The organism is Nonomuraea sp. NPDC050153, assembly GCF_044460125.1.
Lineage (GTDB): Bacteria > Actinomycetota > Actinomycetes > Streptosporangiales > Streptosporangiaceae > Nonomuraea.
The window spans coordinates 221,711-240,284 of the sequence record NZ_JBITJQ010000010.1 but is presented as its reverse complement, the minus strand read 5'-3'; the positions used below and the strand labels follow the sequence as shown (position 1 = coordinate 240,284).

19 protein-coding genes and 1 riboswitch are annotated in these 18,574 nt (G+C 70.2%); of the genes, 15 read left to right on the top strand and 4 right to left on the bottom strand.

Annotated features, from left to right (window positions below; translation table 11 throughout):
• Positions 1-29: 29 nt before the first annotated feature.
• From ftsH to ACIBQ1_RS25765, 7 genes are all read left to right on the top strand, one after another.
• A complete protein-coding gene (gene ftsH / locus ACIBQ1_RS25795; RefSeq protein ID WP_397281352.1) occupies positions 30-2,024 on the top strand; it encodes an ATP-dependent zinc metalloprotease FtsH in 1,995 nt (664 codons plus the stop codon).
• Positions 2,021-2,599 (top strand): GTP cyclohydrolase I FolE, encoded by a 579-nt coding sequence (gene folE / locus ACIBQ1_RS25790; RefSeq protein ID WP_192788835.1) that lies wholly within the window; start codon positions 2,021-2,023, stop codon positions 2,597-2,599. The genes ftsH and folE overlap by 4 nt, the downstream gene beginning before the upstream one ends.
• A 109-nt stretch (positions 2,600-2,708) precedes the next feature.
• A complete protein-coding gene (folP, locus tag ACIBQ1_RS25785; RefSeq protein ID WP_397281512.1) occupies positions 2,709-3,515 on the top strand; it encodes a dihydropteroate synthase in 807 nt (268 codons plus the stop codon).
• Positions 3,512-3,958, top strand: coding sequence for a nuclear transport factor 2 family protein (locus ACIBQ1_RS25780; RefSeq protein ID WP_355366281.1), 447 nt, complete (start codon positions 3,512-3,514; stop codon positions 3,956-3,958). Before folP ends, ACIBQ1_RS25780 begins: the two co-directional genes overlap by 4 nt.
• Complete coding sequence (gene folB, locus ACIBQ1_RS25775; protein ID WP_397281349.1) at positions 3,948-4,313, top strand: dihydroneopterin aldolase; 366 nt, start codon at positions 3,948-3,950, stop codon at positions 4,311-4,313. The genes ACIBQ1_RS25780 and folB overlap by 11 nt, the downstream gene beginning before the upstream one ends.
• Positions 4,310-4,813, top strand: coding sequence for a 2-amino-4-hydroxy-6-hydroxymethyldihydropteridine diphosphokinase (folK, locus tag ACIBQ1_RS25770; protein ID WP_397281347.1), 504 nt, complete (start codon positions 4,310-4,312; stop codon positions 4,811-4,813). The genes folB and folK overlap by 4 nt, the downstream gene beginning before the upstream one ends.
• Complete coding sequence (locus ACIBQ1_RS25765) at positions 4,810-5,265, top strand: DUF3180 domain-containing protein (protein ID WP_397281346.1); 456 nt, start codon at positions 4,810-4,812, stop codon at positions 5,263-5,265. Before folK ends, ACIBQ1_RS25765 begins: the two co-directional genes overlap by 4 nt.
• Here the strand turns inward: ACIBQ1_RS25765 and ACIBQ1_RS25760 are convergent.
• Positions 5,262-6,332, bottom strand: coding sequence for an acyltransferase (locus tag ACIBQ1_RS25760; RefSeq protein WP_397281344.1), 1,071 nt, complete (start codon positions 6,330-6,332; stop codon positions 5,262-5,264). The two genes, ACIBQ1_RS25765 and ACIBQ1_RS25760, sit on opposite strands and share 4 nt — an antisense overlap.
• Positions 6,329-7,474 (bottom strand): NADH-quinone oxidoreductase subunit D, encoded by a 1,146-nt coding sequence (locus ACIBQ1_RS25755; RefSeq protein WP_397281343.1) that lies wholly within the window; start codon positions 7,472-7,474, stop codon positions 6,329-6,331. The genes ACIBQ1_RS25760 and ACIBQ1_RS25755 overlap by 4 nt, the downstream gene beginning before the upstream one ends.
• A gap of 122 nt (positions 7,475-7,596) precedes the next feature.
• Between ACIBQ1_RS25755 and ACIBQ1_RS25750 the strand changes: the two genes are divergently transcribed.
• A complete protein-coding gene (locus ACIBQ1_RS25750; protein WP_397281342.1) occupies positions 7,597-8,256 on the top strand; it encodes a DoxX family protein in 660 nt (219 codons plus the stop codon).
• A gap of 81 nt (positions 8,257-8,337) precedes the next feature.
• Here the strand turns inward: ACIBQ1_RS25750 and ACIBQ1_RS25745 are convergent, their stop codons facing one another.
• The gene (locus tag ACIBQ1_RS25745; protein WP_397281341.1) at positions 8,338-9,684 is read right to left on the bottom strand and encodes an aminotransferase class V-fold PLP-dependent enzyme; all 1,347 of its coding nucleotides are present in this window, start codon (positions 9,682-9,684) and stop codon (positions 8,338-8,340) included.
• Between the two features lie 45 nt (positions 9,685-9,729).
• A riboswitch (SAM riboswitch) is annotated at positions 9,730-9,845 on the bottom strand.
• A gap of 112 nt (positions 9,846-9,957) precedes the next feature.
• Here ACIBQ1_RS25745 and ACIBQ1_RS25740 point away from each other — a divergent pair.
• Positions 9,958-10,695 carry a TerC family protein gene (locus ACIBQ1_RS25740; protein WP_397281339.1) on the top strand — a complete coding sequence of 246 codons (738 nt, stop codon included), beginning with the start codon at positions 9,958-9,960 and terminating at the stop codon, positions 10,693-10,695.
• Between the two features lie 9 nt (positions 10,696-10,704).
• Complete coding sequence (locus ACIBQ1_RS25735) at positions 10,705-11,898, top strand: cytochrome P450 (RefSeq protein ID WP_397281338.1); 1,194 nt, start codon at positions 10,705-10,707, stop codon at positions 11,896-11,898.
• Here the strand turns inward: ACIBQ1_RS25735 and ACIBQ1_RS25730 are convergent.
• Positions 11,882-12,844, bottom strand: a complete 963-nt coding sequence (locus tag ACIBQ1_RS25730) for an SAM-dependent methyltransferase (RefSeq protein ID WP_397281337.1) — start codon at positions 12,842-12,844, stop codon at positions 11,882-11,884. The two genes, ACIBQ1_RS25735 and ACIBQ1_RS25730, sit on opposite strands and share 17 nt — an antisense overlap.
• Positions 12,845-13,031: 187 nt before the next feature.
• Between ACIBQ1_RS25730 and ACIBQ1_RS25725 the strand changes: the two genes are divergently transcribed.
• The 5 genes from ACIBQ1_RS25725 (at position 13,032) to ACIBQ1_RS25705 (ending at position 18,574) form a co-directional block, all read left to right on the top strand.
• Positions 13,032-13,259 carry a chaplin family protein gene (locus ACIBQ1_RS25725; protein ID WP_397281336.1) on the top strand — a complete coding sequence of 76 codons (228 nt, stop codon included), beginning with the start codon at positions 13,032-13,034 and terminating at the stop codon, positions 13,257-13,259.
• A 439-nt stretch (positions 13,260-13,698) separates the two neighbouring features.
• Positions 13,699-14,589 (top strand): Rossmann-like and DUF2520 domain-containing protein, encoded by an 891-nt coding sequence (locus tag ACIBQ1_RS25720; RefSeq protein ID WP_397281334.1) that lies wholly within the window; start codon positions 13,699-13,701, stop codon positions 14,587-14,589.
• Positions 14,590-14,613: 24 nt separating this feature from the next.
• Positions 14,614-15,450 (top strand): pantoate--beta-alanine ligase, encoded by an 837-nt coding sequence (gene panC, locus ACIBQ1_RS25715; protein WP_397281332.1) that lies wholly within the window; start codon positions 14,614-14,616, stop codon positions 15,448-15,450.
• Positions 15,451-15,469: 19 nt separating this feature from the next.
• A complete protein-coding gene (locus tag ACIBQ1_RS25710; protein ID WP_397281330.1) occupies positions 15,470-15,976 on the top strand; it encodes a DUF6624 domain-containing protein in 507 nt (168 codons plus the stop codon).
• A 63-nt stretch (positions 15,977-16,039) separates the two neighbouring features.
• On the top strand, positions 16,040-18,574 hold the full coding sequence (locus ACIBQ1_RS25705; RefSeq protein WP_397281328.1) for an L-aspartate oxidase: 2,535 nt from the start codon (positions 16,040-16,042) through the stop codon (positions 18,572-18,574).

The window sequence follows — 18,574 nt, the reverse complement described above, 5'->3', positions numbered from 1 at the left end:
GGACGGGCCCGCAAGGGGTTCCGCATCGGATGGATCTCAAGCGATTTACACGTGGGCCACTGCTGTGGATCCTGGGCATCGTCGTGCTGCTCCTCCTCGTCACCCAGCTTTGGAGTGGCGGCGGTAATTACAAGCAGGCCGACACGTCTCTGGTTCTCCAGCAGATTCGCGCCGGAAACGTCAGCAACGCCAAGATTGTCGACAAGGACAACCGGATCGAGGTGACGCTGAACAACCCGATCGCGGTCAAGGCCGGCGACACCCCGACGAGGCTGATCCAGTCCGACTGGGTCACGGGCTACGGCAGCAAGCTGACCGATGAGCTCCAGGCTCAGGTCGACGCGGGCAAGACCAAGAGTTTCAACACCGAGGTGCCCCAGGAGAACTTCCTGGTGAGCATCCTGGTGAGCTTCCTGCCGATCGTCTTCATCGTGCTGATCTTCCTGTTCATCATGAACCAGATGCAGGGCGGCGGCTCCCGGGTGATGAACTTCGGCAAGTCCAAGGCCAAGCTCATCACCAAAGACACCCCCAAGACGACTTTCGCCGACGTCGCCGGTGCCGACGAGGCCATCGAGGAGCTCCAGGAGATCAAGGAGTTCCTGCAGGCCCCGGCCAAGTTCCAGGCGATCGGCGCCAAGATCCCCAAGGGCGTGCTGCTGTACGGCCCGCCCGGCACCGGCAAGACCCTGCTGGCCCGGGCCGTGGCCGGCGAGGCGGGCGTGCCGTTCTACTCGATCTCCGGTTCCGACTTCGTCGAGATGTTCGTCGGTGTCGGCGCCTCCCGGGTGCGCGACCTGTTCGAGCAGGCGAAGGCCAACGCCCCGGCGATCATCTTCATCGACGAGATCGACGCCGTCGGCCGCCACCGCGGGGCCGGCCTGGGCGGCGGTCACGACGAGCGCGAGCAGACGCTCAACCAGCTGCTCGTCGAGATGGACGGCTTCGACGTCAAGGGCGGCGTGATCCTCATCGCCGCGACCAACCGGCCCGACATCCTCGACCCGGCGCTGCTGCGCCCGGGCCGTTTCGACCGGCAGGTCACCGTCGACCGCCCCGACCTCGAGGGCCGCAAGGGCATCCTCAAGGTCCACGGCCGCGGCAAGCCGTTCGCCCCCAACGTCGACCTCGACGTCATCGCGCGCCGCACCCCCGGGTTCACCGGCGCAGACCTGGCCAACGTGATCAACGAGGCCGCCCTGCTCACCGCGCGGGCCGACCAGAAGCTGATCACGATGGACGTCCTGGAGGAGTCGATCGACCGCGTCATGGCAGGGCCCGAGCGCAAGTCGCGGGTCATGTCCGACAAGGAAAAGAAGATGATCGCCTACCACGAGGGCGGTCACGCGCTGGTGGCGCACGCGCTGCCCAACTCCGACCCGGTCCACAAGATCACGATCCTGTCCCGCGGCCGCGCCCTCGGTTACACGATGACGCTGCCGATGGAGGACAAGTTCCTGGCCACCAGGTCGGAGATGATGGACCAGCTCGCGATGCTGCTGGGCGGCCGCGCGGCGGAGGAGCTCGTCTTCCACGAGCCCACCACCGGCGCCTCCAACGACATCGAGAAGGCCACGGCGGTCGCCCGCCGCATGGTGACCGAGTACGGCATGAGCGAGCAGCTCGGCGCCCGTAAGTTCGGCACCGGCCAGGCCGAGGTGTTCCTGGGCCGCGAGATGGGCCACGAGCGCGACTACTCCGAGAAGATCGCTTCCACGATCGACGAGGAGGTCCGCCGGATGATCGAGACGGCGCACGACCAGGCGTGGGACATCCTGGTCGAATACCGCGACGTGCTCGACAACCTGGTGCTGGAGCTCATGGAGAAGGAGACCCTCTCGCGCGAGCAGGTGCTGGAGATCTTCGCCTCCGTGGTGGTCAGGGCGCACCGCCCGTCCTACGCGGGCTACGGCAAGCGGCTGCCGTCCGACCGTCCGCCGATCCTGACCCCCAAGGAGCAGTCGGCCAACGGCTCGCTCACCGCGGGCCACCAGGACGCCCTCCCGTCCGGGGACAGTGTGTGACTCAGTACGACGTAGACCTGGGCCGGATCGAGAAGGCCGTACGCGAGATCCTCTACGCCATCGGCGAGGATCCCGACCGTGACGGCCTCCTCGACACGCCGGCCCGGGTCGCCCGCGCCATGGCCGAGCAGTATTCGGGGCTCGGCCAGAAGCCCGAAGACGTCCTGACGAAGGTCTTCGACGTCGATCACGACGAGATGGTGCTCGTCAGGGACATCGAGGTCTACTCGACCTGCGAGCACCACCTGGTCCCGTTCCACGGTGTGGCCCACGTGGGCTACATCCCCAATGACCGCGGCCAGGTGACGGGCCTGTCGAAGCTGGCCCGGCTGGTCGACGTGTTCGCCCGCCGTCCCCAGGTCCAGGAGCGCATGACGTCCCAGATCGCCGACGCTCTCATGCGGGTTCTGGAGCCGCGCGGAGTCATCGTGGTGGTGGAGGCCGAGCATCTGTGCATGACGATGCGCGGCGTACGCAAACCGGGGGCCAAGACCGTCACCTCGGCGGTTCGCGGTGATTTCCGCACGAGCGACAAGACCCGATCTGAGGCGATGGCGCTCATCCTGGGTCGTTGATGACCGAACGGGGTACCCACGATGTCAACATGTGTGGGGGAGCGCCTAGGCTTGGCCCATGACTAGCGTGCCCATCAGCGTGCCGGGAGGTGCGGATCGGTGCCTCGTCATGGGTGTGGTGAATGTGACACCCGATTCGTTCTCCGACGGCGGCCTGTGGTTCGACGAGGCGGCCGCCATTCAGCACGGTCTTGAGCTGGTCCGGGAGGGGGCCGACCTGGTGGACGTGGGCGGCGAGTCCACTCGCCCGGGCGCGGCCAGGGTGTCCCTCGACGAGGAGCTGGCCAGGGTCGTCCCCGTGATCAGGGCGCTCGCCGCCGAGGGCGTGGCCGTCAGCGTCGACACGATGCGGGCCGAAGTGGCCAGGGCCGCGGTCGAGGCGGGGGCGCGGCTCGTCAACGACGTGAGCGGCGGTCTCGCCGACCCCGAGATGCCGCGGGTGGTGGCCGCGACCGGCATCCCGTACGTCGTGATGCACTGGCGCGGCCACAGTCATGACATGGACAACCGCGCGGTCTACGCCGACGTGGTCACAGAGGTGCGCGAGGAGCTCAGCAAGCGGGTCGACCTGGTCCTGGCCGAAGGCGTCACGGAGGATCAGATCGTGCTGGACCCCGGCCTGGGCTTCGCCAAGAACGCCGAGCACAACTGGGCGCTGCTGGCCGGGATCCCCCAGCTGGCCGAGCTGGGTTTCCCCCTGCTCATCGGGGCGTCGCGCAAGCGGTTCCTCGGGCGGCTGCTGGCCGGCCCCGACGGCACGCCCCGGCCGTTCAGCCGCAGTGATGACGCCACGCTGGCCGTGACCGCGCTGGCCGCCCAGGCGGGCGCCTGGTGCGTGCGCGTCCACGAGGTCAGCCCCAATGCCGATGCCGTACGCGTGGCCGCCGCATGGAAGAGAGCCGGAGCCAACACATGAGCGTCGACACCGCCGCTATCGAGACGGTGAACCAGGAGTTCTACTCCGCGATCGAGAACGCGGATCTCGACAAGATGACCGAGATCTGGGCCGAGGACACCGCGGACGACCAGGTGAGCTGCGTGCACCCGGGCTGGACCCTGCTCAGCGGCCGGTCCGAGGTGCTGCGGTCGTGGGCCCTGATCATGGCCAACACGACCTACATCCAGTTCGTGCTGACCGACGTCGCCACGACGGTGCTGGGCGACGTGGCCGTGCTGACCTGTGTCGAGAACATCCTCACCGCCGGCGAGGAAGGTGAGTCCAGCTTCGCCGCGGGCAAGGTGGTGGCCAGCAACGTCTACATTCGCACGTCGCAGGGCTGGCGGCTGTGGATGCACCACGGTTCGCCGGTGTTGCAGGGAGATGACGACGAGGAGGAGGAAGGCGAGCTTGAGCCCTGATCGCATCGCTCTCAAGGGCCTACGGGCCAGGGGGAGGCACGGCGTGCTGCCTGCCGAGCGGGAGCTGGGGCAGGAGTTCGTCGTGGACGCGACGCTGTTCCTCGACACCGCGCCGGCGGCGGCCGGCGATGATCTCACCAAGACCGTCCATTACGGGGAGCTCGCCGAGGCGCTGGTCAGGGTCGTCGAGGGCGAGCCGGTCGAGTTGATAGAGACGCTCGCGCAGCGGCTGGCCGACGTGTGCCTGGCCGGCGAGCTGGTGAGCAAGGTCGAGGTGAGCGTGCACAAACCGGCGGCGCCCATCCCGCTGCCGTTCGACGACGTGGTCGTGACCATTGAGCGGAGCCGCGCATGAAAGTCGTCCTCGCTCTCGGCAGCAACCTGGGGCCCCGGTTCCAGACGTTGCAAGGTGCCGTGGACACCCTGTTCGATGCCCCGGGGCTGGAGTTCGTCCAGGCCTCGCCGGTCTACGAGACCGACCCTGTGGGCGGTCCCCCGGGACAGAAGCCGTATCTCAACGCGATCGTGATCGCGGAGACCACCCTGCAGCCGCGCACGCTCCTGGAGCGGGCGCAGGGCGTGGAGAACGCCTTCGGGCGGGTCCGCGCCGAGCGCTGGGGGCCGCGCACGCTCGACATCGACCTGATCGTGGTGGGCGACACGGTCTGCCAGGAGCCGGAGCTGACGCTGCCCCACCCCCTCGCCCACGAGCGCGCGTTCGTGCTCGTGCCGTGGGCGAAGGCCGACCCCGAGGCCGTGGTGCCCGGGAAAGGCCGGGTGGTGGAGCTGCTGGCAGGGCTCGACCAGCAGGGGGTACGCCTGCGCGACGACCTGAAGCTGCAGAGGCCCGATTGAGGCCGACCCGTCCTGGCCGCCTGGCCAGCATCTTCGTCGTCGTCGCGCTGATCGCGTGGGCAGTGGTCAGGCTCACCTACGCGGACCTGCCCCTGCTGCCGTGGACGGCGATCCCGACCGTGCTGCTGCTGGCCATCGGCGAGGGCTACAGCGCGTGGGTCACCAAGGCCAGGATCGCCAGGAAGCCGGACACCAAGCCGGTGGAGCCGCTGTCGGTGGCCCGGCTGGCCGCGCTGGCGAAGGCGTCCGCGTACGCGGGGGCGGTGTTCGGCGGGTTGTTCGCCGGGTTCGCCCTCTACACGGTGCAGATCCTGGACCGGGAGACGCCGCGGTCGGAGTTCTTCGTCGCGACGGGGTCGTTCGTGGCCTGCGTGGCGCTGATCTGCGCCGCCCTCTATCTGGAGCACGCCTGCCGGATCCCCAAGGACTCGGACGACCACAAACCCGACTAGGAGCGGCGCTCCCTCGCGAAGAGGTAGATGACCGGGGCGGTGCAGATCAGCGGGCCGAGGATGGCGATCGGGCGTTCCAGCCACCATTTCAGGTCGGGTGGGATCTCGGTGCCCAGGGTGCCGAAGAGCCACCACGACAGGCCCAGCGCGATGGCCATCCCGGTCGTGTGGAAGAGGAAGAGCGGCAGCGAGTACCGGTTGATGAACTCGTTCACCCGGCGCCAGCCCGGACGCTCCAGCACGCGCTCCATCGACGGCCGCAGCACCTCCACCAGCCCCACCTGGAACAGCAGCAGGGCGACGATCACGAACGTGGGCGGCGCCATGTTCGACCACTTGTCGCCGGGGACGCCCACCATCGACCCCGGGTAGATGCCCGAGTAGACCAGGCCGAACAGGGCGAACAGCCCCGTCCAGAGCACCGCGATGTCATAGCGCCTGGGCAGGATGACGATCCGGTCGTAGAAGAACCCGGCCTGGTGGGCGAGCCCCCAGATGAGGAGCATGTTGAGCCAGCCGACCCAGTCGACCCCGTACCGGAAGCGCACCACGTCCACCACCAGGGACGCGCCGCCGAGCCAGATCAGCGTCAGCACGTCGTAGCGGCGGTGCAGCCAGAGTGCCACGGGCAGCAGCGCGATCAGTACGAGGTAGACGCCGAGGAACCACAGCGGGCTGAGCACCAGCAGCACGACCCGCCACATCCAGTCCACCCGGAACGTGAACGTCACGACCGCCCCGATGGCGATCCACACTCCGGACAGGAAGAGGGCGGGTAAGGCCAGCGCGCGGATGCGCCGCCAGACGAACGAGCCGATGCCGGCGCCGCGCGCCCTGGCCCGCTCCCAGGACAGCAGGTGCACGTGGCCGCCGACGTAGAAGAACAGCGGCAGCACCTGCAGCAGCCAGGTCAGGATCCACAGCCCCGAGGTGAAGCCCAGCGGGCTGGTGGGCTCGGGGCCGCTCGGCTTCCACTCCAGGATGGTGAACGCCCAGTGCCAGACCACCACGACGCACAGGCTCAGGGCGCGGAGCCAGTCGACGTACTTGTCGCGCTCGGCTTTCACTTGTCGATGTCACCCACGACGAAGAACATCGAGCCGAGGATGGCCACCATGTCGGCGACCAGGTGGCCGGGGAGTATCTCCCGCAGCACCTGGACGTTGCTGTACGAGGCCGAGCGCAGCTTGAGCCGCCACGGGGTCTTGTCGCCCTTGGAGACCAGGTAGTAGCCGTTGATGCCGAGCGGGTTCTCGGTCCACGCGTACGTGTGGCCCTCCGGCACCTTGAGCACCTTCGGCAGGCGCTGGTTGATCGGCCCGGGAGGCAGCGAGCGCAGCCGCTCGACGCAGGCGTCGGCCAGGTCGAGCGAGATCTTGAGCTGGTCGAACAGCACCTCGAACCGGGACCGGCAGTCGCCGGCGTGCCGCGTGACGACCTTCACGGGCAGCTCGGAGTAGGCCAGGTACGGGTCGTCGCGGCGCAGGTCGAAGTCCACCCCGGAGGCCCTGGCGATGGGGCCGCTGACGCCGTACTGCGTGATCTGCTCGCGGGTGAGCACGCCGACGCCCTTGGTGCGGGCGATGAAGATCTCGTTGTGCAGGATGAGGTTCTCGATGTCGGGCACCCGGCGGCGGGTCTCCGCGACGGCCTCCGACACCCGGTCGAGCCAGCCGAGCGGCAGGTCCTCCTTGAGGCCCCCGACCCGGTTGAACATGTAGTGCATGCGACCGCCGGAGATCTCCTCCATGACGGCCTGGATGCGCTCGCGCTCGTTGAACGAGTAGAACAGCGGCGTGATCGCGCCCAGCTCCAGGGGATAGGAGCCGAGGAACATCAGGTGGTTGAGCACCCGGTTGAGCTCGGCCAGCAGCGTACGCGCCCACACGGCCCGGACCGGGGGCTCCATGCCGAGCAGGCGTTCGGCGGCGAGCACCACGCCCAGCTCGTTCGCGAACCCCGACAGCCAGTCGTGCCTGTTGGCCAGCATGATGATCTGACGGTAGTCGCGGACCTCGAACAGCTTCTCCGCGCCCCTGTGCATGTAGCCGATGATCGGCTCGGCGGCGGTGATGCGTTCGCCGTCGAGCGTCAGCCGGAGTCTGAGCACACCGTGGGTCGACGGGTGCTGCGGGCCGATGTTGAGGATCATGTCCTCGGTGGCCAGCTCTTTCGCACCCGCGCCGATTCCGACCACACGTTCCGTCATATGGCAATGCTGCCACCGCCCCGGTTGATGATCCAGGGTGGGGCCGGGTCAAGGAATGGCATGGAAACGCATCCCTAACTCGGACACGGGGAGGAATACCAGGAACGGGGGGAGATAACACCATGAAGAAAGTTGTGTTTGATGTCGCTGCCCTGATCGCCCGGGTGGTGACCGGCGTGATCTTCTTGGCGCACGGCTTGCAGAAGTGGGAAGGCGGCCTCGGGGCCACGGGGCAGGCGTTCAAGGGGATGGGGATCCCGATGCCCGAGCTCGCCGCGGCGTTCGCGTCCGTCGTCGAGACCGTCGGCGGCCTTTTCCTGATCCTGGGCCTGCTGGTGCGCCTGGTGGGGTTCCTGTTGCTGGTCAACATGCTGGGCGCCATCATGTACGTGCACGCGGGGCACGGAGTGCTGTCCACCACCGGCGGCTGGGAGCTGCCCGGCGCGCTCGGGGCACTGGCCCTGCTGTTCCTGGCGCTCGGGGGCGGTCGGATCGGGATCGACGGCATTTTCGCCGCGATGTTCCGCCGGCGCTCGGAACGCCTGGACGCCGAGGAGGAGCGCGCCGCACAGGTACGGCGTCCGGAGCCGTCGAACGTCACGACCAGGACCACCAGGCCCGCGCCGACCGTGGAGCAGGCCGAGGCGCCACGGGTGCCCAGGCAGTCGGCCGAGCACCACGCCGGCGGGATCAACGACGACGACATGAGGGACATCGACGCCCTGGTCTCCGACGAGCCGCCGCCGCACCGCAAGCCGCCGAACCGCTCCGACGCGGTCTGACGGCTCGCCCACCGGCTCCTCAGCGGCTCGCTCGCCGGCCTCGCTCGCCGGCCTCGCTCAGCGCCTCGCTTGTCGGCTCGCTCAGCGGCTCGCGAGGTCTCGCACTGCCGCGACCAGCCGGTCCACGTGCTCCTGCGTGCTGCCGATGCCGATCGAGGCCCGCACCGCGGAGGCGGTGCCGTCCTCGCACCCCCCGGCGTGCTCATGGTCGCGCCCGCTTCGGCCTTCGCTCTCTCCGGCCGAGCTCCTGCGCTCCGGCTCGCCGAGCAGGTGCCGGACGAACGGGTGCGCGCAGAACTTGCCGTCGCGCACCCCGATGCCGTACTCGCTGGACAGCGTCTCGGCCACCTCGCGGGCCGAGTAGCCGTCCACGGTGAACGACACGATGCCGACCCGCGGGTGGTCGTCCCCCCACAGCGACAGCTCCCGCACGCCCTCGATCGCGGCCAGCCCCGAGCGCAGGCGCGCGATCAGCCGCTCCTCCTCGCGCACGAGCGCGGTCCAGCCGGTGGCCGTGAGCGCGTCGCAGGCGGCGGCCAGGGCGATGGCGCCCAGCACGTTCGGGGTGCCCGCCTCGTGCCGCGGCTCAGGGTCGTCGTGCCACTCGGTGTCGTCGCCCACGGACCGCACCGCGCCGCCGCCCTTGAGGTACGGCTCGCCCGCCGCGAGCCAGTCCCGACGCCCGACCAGCACGCCCGCGCCGAACGGCGCGTACAGCTTGTGCCCGGAGAAGGCCACGTAGTCCAGGTCGAGCGCGGTCAGGTTCAGCCGCCGGTGCGGTACGAGCTGGGCGGCGTCCACCAGGATGCGGGCGCCGTGCCGGTGCGCGACGTGGGCCAGGGCGGCGATGGGCCAGAGCTCGCCGGTGACGTTCGAGGCGGCGGTGACCACGAGCAGCTTGGGCCCCTCGATGCCGGCCAGCGCTTCGTCGGCGGCGCGGACGGCCTCGCCGGGGAAGGCGGGCGGCGCCAGCCGTACGGACTTCTGCCAGGGCAGGAGGGAGGCGTGGTGCTCGGTGTCGAAGACCACGGTGGTCGTGTCGGCGGGCAGGCAGCGGGACAGGAGGTTGGTGGCGTCGGTCGTGTTGCGGGTGAAGATCACGGCGTCGTCCGTGCGGGCCCCGACGAACGCCCGCACCGTGTGGCGGGCCTGCTCGTAGCGGGCGGTGGTGAGCTGGGAGGCGTAGCCCGCGCCGCGGTGGACGCTGGAGTAGGCCGGGAGCGCGGCGGTGACGGCGGCGCTGACCGGCTCCAGACAGGGGGCGCTGGCGGCGTAGTCGAGGTTGGCGTAGCCGACGAGCCGGCCGCCCTTGACCGGCACCTCGAGATCGGCCCCGAGCACGGCGGGGATCGGCCGGCTCGTGACGGCGGGAGCCTCTTCGGCGGCGGCGTGAGCGGGGACGGAGCTGAAGATCGTCAGGGTGGACATGGCACATCTCCCTCAGGGCCATCGGACCCCTGGAAGCAGCCATGGAGCCCGCGCTTGCCCGCCACGCCTCGTGACGGACCAGGTCTTCACCCGGGGCACCCCGCCGCGGACGCGAGGGTTGCCGGCCAGCTAGCCGGGGCTTGTCGCTGGCACTCATGACCTACGGCGGAGACTATAACCCAATCCCCTCCATCGATCGCAAGTCCGCGAACTTCTTCGGGGTCCGGCTCGTTGCTACCGGAAACCCCGCTCGTATGTCATGGAGGTGCGCAGATGTTGGACTGGGTGACCGACCCGCAGATCTGGATCGGTTTCTTCACCCTTGTCGCCCTGGAGATCGTGCTGGGGATCGACAACATCATCTTCATCTCCATCCTGGCCGGGAGGCTACCTCCCGAACAACGGGACAGGGCCCGGGTGCTGGGGCTGGGCGCGGCCCTGATCACCCGGCTGCTCCTGCTGCTCGCCCTGTCGTGGGTGGTGCAGCTCACCGAGCCGCTGTTCGCCGTCTTCGGTCACGAAATATCAGGACGCGACCTGATCCTGCTGCTCGGCGGCCTGTTCCTGCTGGGCAAGAGCGTCACCGAGATCGGCCACAGCATGGACGGCCCCGTCGGCAAGGACGGCAAGAAGGCCGCGGCCGCCTCCTTCGCCTCCGTGATCGTCCAGATCATGGTGCTGGACATCGTGTTCTCGCTCGACTCCGTCATCACCGCCGTCGGCATGGTCGACACGCTCGGCGTGATGATCGCGGCGGTCGTGGTGGCGGTGCTGGTGATGCTGTTCGCCTCGGGGCCGATCAGCAGGTTCGTGGACCGGCACCCGAGCATCAAGATGCTGGCGCTGGCGTTCCTGGTGCTGATCGGCGTGGTGCTCATCGCCGAGGGCTTCGGCCAGCACATCCCCAAGGGCTACATCTACTTCGCGATGGCGTTCTCGCTCGTCGTCGAGCTGCTGAACATCCGGGCGCGGAGCAAGCGGGCGGTGCCGCAGGAGGATCCCACTCCATAAGATGAAATAGTGCGCTTTGACCCTTGGGATCCGGATTTCGTGGCTCGCCCGTACCGCGTGTACGACGAGCTGAGGCGCGAGGCGCCGGTGAGCTACTTCGAGCCGACGGACCAGTGGCTGATCTCACGTCACGCCGACGTGAACGCCCTGCTCAGGGACCGCCGCCTGGGGCGGTCCTACCTCCACGTGGCCACCCACGAGGAGTTCGGCAGGCCGCCGGAGCCGGAGTTCCACGAGCCGTTCTGGCGCGTGATCAGGGCGGGCATGCTCGACGTGGAGCCGCCGGTGCACACCAGGCTGCGCCGGCTGGTCTCCAGGGCGTTCACGCCGCGCATGGTCGAGTCGCTGCGCCCCCGGGTGCGCGCCATCGCCGAGGGCCTGGTGGACGCGTTCGTGGAGAAGGGCGGCGGCGACCTCCTCGCCGAGGTCGCCGAGCCGCTCCCGGTGACGGTGATCGCGGAGATGCTCGGCATCCCCCACGCCGACCGCCACCTGCTGCGCCCCTGGTCGGCGGACATCTGCGGCATGTACGAGCTCAACCCGAGCCCTGAGGCCCAGCACACGGCGGTGCGGGCGGCGTCCGAGTTCGCCGGCTACCTCAAGACCCTGGCCGCGGAGCGCCGCCGGGCTCCGGGCGACGACCTGATCAGCGCGCTGGCGCAGATCGACGAGCTGACCGAGGACGAGCTGGTCGGCACGTGCGTGCTGCTGCTCAACGCCGGCCACGAGGCCACCGTGAACGTCACGGGCAACGGCTGGTGGGCCCTGTTCAGGAACCCCTCCGAGCTGGCCCGGCTGCGCGCGGACCGCTCGCTGCTGCCCACGGCCGTCGAGGAGGTCATGCGCTGGGACACGCCGCTGCAGATGTTCGAGCGCTGGGTGCTGGAGGACATCGAGGTCCATGGCGTCGAGATCCCGCGCGGGTCGGAGGTGGCGCTGCTGTTCGGCTCGGCCAACCGCGATCCGGCGGTGTTCGAGGACCCGGACCGGCTCGACGTGGGGCGGGCCGACAATCCGCACATCTCGTTCGGAGCCGGGATCCACTTCTGCCTGGGCGCGCCGCTGGCCCGCATCGAGCTCATGGAGTCGTACGGCGCGCTCCTGGACCGGGCGGCCAAGCTCGAACTGCGGCAGGAGCCGAGCTGGAAGCCCGGCTTCATCATCCGGGGGCTGCGGTCGCTGGAGGTCACCGCCGCTGGCTGAGCCAGCCGAAGCCGCCGAGCCCCGCCGGATCGATCAGCTCACCCTCCTCCGACGCCCTGGCCAGTGCCCGGATGTAACCACGCGGATCGGTGCGGGCCCGGTCGATGGGGGGCCGGGTGCCGGTGATCCCCAGAGCCCTCAGCGCGTCACGCTGTGTGGACAAGGTTGTGGATATCGCGCCGGCCCCGCGACCGGCCTCGGCGCACGCGTCAAGAGCGACATGAGCGGTGATATCGCAGGTCCCATCGGGGATCGGGGCAACGACCGCGCCGTCGCGGTAACCGGTCAACGTGCCACAGAGCGGCCGGTTATCCACAAGGTGTGCATAATCAACGGCAATCGCTCGGCCCCTCGTGAGGCGCCCCAGGACGGAGGCCCACGCCTCGTCGCGAGGGCGGCCGATCTCCGCTCGGGAGCCCACCCGGGTCAGCGGCCACCACCGGTCGAGCCAGGCGCGGTCGTCCGGCTCCGGCGGGTCGCCGAGGCGCTCCTCGCCCGTGCGGATGTTCACCATGATGAGGCGCGGCCCGGCCGCGGTCTGCTCCGCCACGTCGAGCGGCACGTTGTCGAGCCACTCGTTGGCGATGGCCAGGCCCGTGATGCCGGTGGGCACGCTCCGCCGCCAGGCGACCCGCTCGGGCAGGCCCTCCGGACGGGGGGAGAGGTCGACGGCGGTGACGCGGAGCCGGTCGCGCAGCGCCGGCTCGGCGGCCGCCAGCACCTGCGTGACCAGCGTGCCCTCGCCCGCGCCGATGTCGACCAGGTCGAGCACGTCGGGACCGCCGAGCTCGGCGTCCACCTTCGACAGCAGCGCCAGCACCGCGCCGGCGAACGCCGGGGAGGCGCTGACCGAGGTCCGGAAGTGGCCTGAGGGGCGTTCGCGAAGGTAGAAGCCGTCCTCGCCGTACAGCGCGCGTTCCGTTGCGGCACGCCAGGTGAGCCACATGCTCAGGACTATCTCATGACTTTCGAGTGACACGCATCGTCATCATTTGGCTACTCATTGTCGCCGACTTGAGGTACGTTTACAGAATGTCACCGAGTGGTCGCGTTGCGCCAACCCCCAATTGGCACAACGGATCGCTTCCGAGCAAGCACCGGCGGCCCAGGCCGCCAAACCGAGAGGAGCCCTCGTGCTGAAGAAGGTCATTGCCGTCACAGGAGCCGTCGCCATGCTGTCGCTCGCGGCCCCGGCGCACGCCGACACGACCAGCGGCAACGGCAGCGTGCTCGGCGGCAACCAGCTGCACCTTCCCATCGCGATCCCGATCAACGTCTGTGGCAACGCCATCGCCGTCATCGGCGCCGCGTTCGCCGGCTGCAAGGGCGGCGCCAACGCCTACGTGCCGAGCCACCACTGAAAGAGGAAAGAGTCCGGGCCGGCACTCGTCCGGCCCGGGCTCGGATCCCGGCTGGTCGGTCGGCGAGCGGCCAACCGGTCGCACCTCCAAGAGGTCACATCCCGCGGGCGTCGGGTCCTGGATGAGGGGACTCGGCGCCCGCTGCCATGCGATGAAACCCCTCTCCTCATCTCTTCCGACAGGGGGTGCACTTTTTGTATCCCCTTGTCGCTTTTGTCGTTAACTCAACGGGTGGCAAAACCGCGGTCACGTGGGAGCCCCCGGGCAAGTCGCGGACCGTACCCTACGGTCCGCCACTCGGAGGGGCCGTTACGCTGGTCGGCAGTGCCACAACAGAAGCCTGCTCGTCGGACCGCGATCCCGCGTGTCGTGCCTGGTTGAGGCCGGGGCGACGGTCCGCCCCGCAGGTTTCTCCTCAGCAGGTCAGGGGTGTGACGTCATGGACGCAGGGGATCGCCCGGCACGGCTGACTGTCGGCGTACTCGGGGCGGGCAAGGTCGGCTCGGCCCTGGGCGCCGCACTGGCTCAGGCGGGGCACCGGATCGCGGCCGCGAGCGGTGTGTCGGACAACTCACAGCGATGGGCGGCCGACCGGCTGGGGGTCAAGCCGTCCAGGCCCGACGAGGTGGTCGCGGCGGCCCAGCTCATCCTGCTCACGGTGCCCGACGACGCGCTGCCCGACCTCGTCAACGGGCTGGCCACGACAGGGGCCGACCTCCAGGGCAAGCTGCTGGTGCACACCAGCGGGGCCTACGGGCTGTCCGTGCTCGAACCGGCGGCCAGGGCCGGCGCGCTGCCGCTCGCGCTGCACCCGGTGATGACCTTCACGGGCCGGGACGACGACCTCAACAAGCTCACCGGCATCTCGTACGGCGTGACCGCCCCCGACATGCTGCGGCCGATCGCCGAGGCGCTCGTGATCGAGATGGGCGGCGAGCCGGTCTGGATCGCCGACGCCGACCGCGCGCTCTATCACGCGGCGCTGGCCGGGGCCGCCAACCACATGGTCACGCTCATCGCCGAGTCCCAGGAACTGCTGGGGCGCATCGGCGTGGAGCACCCGGGGCGGATGCTGGGCCCGCTGCTCGGCGCGGCGCTCGACAACGTGCTGCGGCTGGGCATCGCCGGGCTGACCGGCCCGGTCGTCCGCGGCGACGCCGGCACCGTGCGCAAGCACGTGGACGCGCTGATCCTGGCGGCGCCCGAGGCGGCCGACGCCTACATCGCGCTGGCCCGGCTCACGGCCGACCGCGCGCTGGCCGCCGGACTGCTCAAACCGGAGGAGGCGGAGCGGCTGCTCGATGCGCTGGGGGGCAATATATGGACCTGACAACGCGATTAAGGGGCGCTTTTTATGGAGCTGATCGTCGCCAGGGGTCGGGAAGATCTGGTCAAGGCGCGGCGCGCTGGTGAGGTGGCTCTGGTGCCCACCATGGGCGCGTTGCACGAGGGGCACAGGTCGCTGATCAGGCAGGCCCGCGCCCGTGCCGATCAGGTCGTGGTCAGCATCTTCGTCAACCCCCTCCAATTCGGTCCAAGCGAGGATTTTTCCCGCTATCCCCGTACGTTCGACGCCGACCTGGACGTGTGCCGGGCCGAGGGCGTGGGCGTCGTCTTCCATCCGGACGCGGGGGAGATGTACGCGTCCGACCGCCAGGTGAGCGTCTCCGCGGGCCACATGGGCTCGATCGTCGAGGGCGCCTTCCGTCCCGGCCACTTCGACGGCGTGCTGACGGTCGTGCTCAAGCTGTTCAACCTGGTCCAGCCCGACCTGGCGGTCTTCGGCCAGAAGGACGCCCAGCAACTCGCCCTCATCCGCCGCATGGTCGCCGACCTCGACCTGCCCATCGAGATCCTGGGGTCGCCGACCGTACGCGAGCCCGACGGCCTGGCCCTGTCGAGCCGCAACCGCTACCTGTCCGACGACGACCGCCAGGTGGCGCTGGAGCTCTCCCGTGCCCTGCGGGCGGGCGCGGCCGAGCTCACCCCGGCCAGGGTCCGCGCGGCGGCCGAGGCGGTGCTCGACGCGGCCGGGTCCCGGATCGCGGTCGACTACCTGGCGCTGGTCGATCCGGCGACGTTCGCCGAAGTGGACGAGTCGTACGCGGGGACGGCCGTGCTCGCGGTCGCCGCCACGGTGGGCACCACCCGGCTGATCGACAACGTCACCCTGACCTTGAATCCCGCCTGAGGCGGATTACCGTCGGGTCATGACCGACGAGGAGCTGCGGGACGAGTTGCTCCGGCGCATGGAGATGGACCAGGCGATGCGCGACCCGGCCAAGGGGGTTCCCGGAGACCGGCGGCTGGCGCGGTTGCAGAAGCTCGACGAGGGCAACACCGCCTGGCTCTACTCCGTGGTCGCCACCCGCGGCTGGCCGCTGGTCTCGCAGGTCGGGCACCGGGCCGCGCGGGCGGCCTGGCTGCTGGCCCAGCACGCCACCTCCCGCCGGGCGCAGCTGGTCCTGCACGAGGCGATGGCCGAGGCGGTCGAGCGCGAGGAGGCCTCGCCGGGCGACTTCGCGTACCTGGAGGACCGCGTACGCGTGCGCTCGGGCCGTCCCCAGCTCTACGGGACCCAGTTCCACGACGGCGCCGGCGGCCTGGAACCCATGCCGATCGAGGACCCGGACCTGCTCGACGAACGCCGCGCGGCCGTGGGGCTGGAGCCGTTCGCCGAGTACGAGGCGTTCATCAGGAAAACAGAGGGCCGCTGAACGTCCACTCCGCGCCAGGCGTTATCGTCATATTGACGAAATCCCTCAGTGAGGAGTGCCCTGATGAGCGCACCGGCGATTCCCCTGCGGTTGACCGCGCCCGCGCCCGGCTGGACCGTCGAGGCGGACGTGGTCGTCATCGGCTCCGGCGTCGCGGGCCTGACCGTGGCCCTGCGCCACGCGGAGCTGGAACCGTCCGCCAAAGTGCTGGTCGTCACCAAGGACGTGCTGGCGGCAGGATCGACCCGGTGGGCCCAGGGCGGCATCGCGGCCGTGCTCGATCCCCGCGACACCCCCGACGAGCACCTGAACGACACGTTGATCGCCGGGGTCGGGCTGTGCGACGTCCAGGCGGTGCGCGCGCTCGTCACGGAGGGGCCCGGCGCGCTGCGGCGGCTCATCGCCCGCGGTGCCCGCTTCGACCGCACCCCCGACGGGGAGCTCCAGCTCACCAGGGAAGGCGGGCACCGGCGGGACCGGATCGTGCACGCGGGCGGCGACGCCACGGGCGCCGAGGTGCAGCGGGCGCTCATCGAGGCCGTGCGCGCCTCGGAGATCGAGGTGATCGAGCACGCGCTGGTGCTCGACCTGCTCAAGGACGCGCGGGGCCGGGCCAGGGGCGTGACGCTGCACGTCATGGGCGAGGGCGCCCGCGACGGGGTGGGCGCGGTGCGCGCCAGGGCGGTGGTGCTGGCCACCGGCGGCATGGGCCAGGTCTACTCGGCCACCACCAACCCCGCCGTCTCCACCGGCGACGGGGTCGCGCTCGCGCTGCGGGCCGGGGCCGTGGTGCGCGACATCGAGTTCGTCCAGTTCCATCCGACCGTGTTGTGGCTCGGCGAGGGCTCGACCGGCCAGCAACCGCTGATCTCCGAGGCGGTCAGGGGCGAGGGCGCGTACCTGGTCGACCACGAGGGCGTCCGGTTCATGCGGGGCGCGCACGAACTGGCCGACCTGGCGCCGCGCGACGTCGTGGCCAAGGCGATCATGCGCAGGATACGTGAGACGGGCCGCGACCACATGTACCTCGACGGCCGCCACTTCGGCCGGGAGAAGTGGGAGACCCGCTTCCCCACGATCTACGCCGTCTGCCGCGAGCACGGCATCGACCCGGCCGTCGAGCCGATCCCCGTGGCCCCGGCCGCCCACTACGCGAGCGGCGGCGTCATGACGGACCTGCGCGGCCGCACCTCGATCGAGGGACTGTACGCGTGCGGCGAGGTGGCCTGCACCGGCGTGCACGGCGCCAACCGGCTGGCCTCCAACTCCCTGCTCGAAGGGCTCGTCTTCGCCGAGCGCATCGCCGAGGACATCCAGGCGGTACGCCCCTCGCCGGGCGAGCCGGTCGAGCCGGTCGAGAGCGGCGCACCCTCCGGGCTGGCGGACCCGCGGGTCAGGCCCAGGATCCAGGCGCACATGAGCACCGGGGCGAGCGTGCTGCGCAGCCGCGAGTCGCTGCTGGCCACGGCCAGGGCGCTGCGGGAGGCCCGCTGGACGCCGGTCGAGGTGCCCGCCTGCACCGAGTCCTGGGAGGCCACCAACCTGCTCACCGTGGCCACCGTGCTCACCGGCGCGGCGGCGGCCAGGCTGGAGACCCGTGGCTCGCACTGGCGCGAGGACCATGACACCCGCGACGACAACGAATGGCTGGGGCACCTGGACGTGACCCTGACCGAGGAGGGCCTCCGCATGACGTACACGCCGCACGGTGACGCGATGCCGCCGCGCGTGGCCCAGGAGCTCACCGCCGCCGGGCTGGACCCGGCCGAGGTGGACGCGCTGATCGACCGGGCGCTGGCCGAGGACCTGCAGGAGGCCGGCGACGTGACGAGCCTGGCCACGATCCCGGCGGAGCAGCGTTCGGCGGCCGACGTGGTGGCCCGCAAGGACGGTGTCGTGGCCGGGCTGGCGGTGGCGGAGGCGGTGTTCGTCCGGCTGGGCGCCGCCCGTACCGAGAGGAGGGCCAAGGACGGCGAGCGGGTGCGGGCCGGAGACGTGCTGATGACGGTCGAGGGGCCGGTACGGGCCCTGCTGACGGCCGAGCGCACCGCGCTCAACCTGCTCACGCACCTCTCCGGGGTGGCCACGCTGACCGGCAGGTGGGTGGAGGCGATCAGCGGCACGGCGGCGCGCGTGCGCGACAGCCGCAAGACGCTGCCGGGGCTGCGGGCGCTGGAGAAGTACGCGGTGCGCTGCGGCGGCGGCGTGAACCACCGGATGTCGCTGTCGGACGCCGCGCTGATCAAGGACAACCACGTCGTGGCCGCCGGCGGCGTGGCCGAGGCGTTCAGGGCGGTCAGGGAGCGCTACCCCGATCTGCCGATCGAGGTGGAGGTCGACCGGCTCGACCAGTTGGCGGCCGTGCTCGACGAGGGGGCCGAGGAGATCCTGCTGGACAACTTCACGATCGAGGACACAGCTCGCGCTGTACATGTCGTGAAAAATCGGGCGGGAAACAGGGTTGCGCTTGAAGCCAGCGGGGGATTGACCTTGGAATCGGCTCGTCGTGTGGCCGAAACTGGCGTTGACTATCTGGCGGTGGGAGCTCTGACGCACTCTGCGCCGGCCCTGGACATCGCATTGGATCTGCGGGGGTAA

What these genes read in the sequence shown, in the direction of transcription:
- folP (WP_397281512.1), top strand. Translation starts at nt 2,709, where the DNA reads ATGGGTGTGGTGAATGTGACACCCGATTCGTTCTCCGACGGCGGCCTG.
- ACIBQ1_RS25755 (WP_397281343.1), bottom strand. Translation starts at nt 7,474, where the DNA reads ATGACGGAACGTGTGGTCGGAATCGGCGCGGGTGCGAAAGAGCTGGCC.
- folK (WP_397281347.1), top strand. Translation starts at nt 4,310, where the DNA reads ATGAAAGTCGTCCTCGCTCTCGGCAGCAACCTGGGGCCCCGGTTCCAG.
- ACIBQ1_RS25720 (WP_397281334.1), top strand. Translation starts at nt 13,699, where the DNA reads ATGGACGCAGGGGATCGCCCGGCACGGCTGACTGTCGGCGTACTCGGG.
- ACIBQ1_RS25705 (WP_397281328.1), top strand. Translation starts at nt 16,040, where the DNA reads ATGAGCGCACCGGCGATTCCCCTGCGGTTGACCGCGCCCGCGCCCGGC.
- ACIBQ1_RS25710 (WP_397281330.1), top strand. Translation starts at nt 15,470, where the DNA reads ATGACCGACGAGGAGCTGCGGGACGAGTTGCTCCGGCGCATGGAGATG.
- ACIBQ1_RS25730 (WP_397281337.1), bottom strand. Translation starts at nt 12,844, where the DNA reads ATGTGGCTCACCTGGCGTGCCGCAACGGAACGCGCGCTGTACGGCGAG.
- ACIBQ1_RS25750 (WP_397281342.1), top strand. Translation starts at nt 7,597, where the DNA reads ATGAAGAAAGTTGTGTTTGATGTCGCTGCCCTGATCGCCCGGGTGGTG.
- ACIBQ1_RS25745 (WP_397281341.1), bottom strand. Translation starts at nt 9,684, where the DNA reads ATGTCCACCCTGACGATCTTCAGCTCCGTCCCCGCTCACGCCGCCGCC.
- ftsH (WP_397281352.1), top strand. Translation starts at nt 30, where the DNA reads ATGGATCTCAAGCGATTTACACGTGGGCCACTGCTGTGGATCCTGGGC.
- ACIBQ1_RS25780 (WP_355366281.1), top strand. Translation starts at nt 3,512, where the DNA reads ATGAGCGTCGACACCGCCGCTATCGAGACGGTGAACCAGGAGTTCTAC.
- panC (WP_397281332.1), top strand. Translation starts at nt 14,614, where the DNA reads ATGGAGCTGATCGTCGCCAGGGGTCGGGAAGATCTGGTCAAGGCGCGG.
- ACIBQ1_RS25740 (WP_397281339.1), top strand. Translation starts at nt 9,958, where the DNA reads ATGTTGGACTGGGTGACCGACCCGCAGATCTGGATCGGTTTCTTCACC.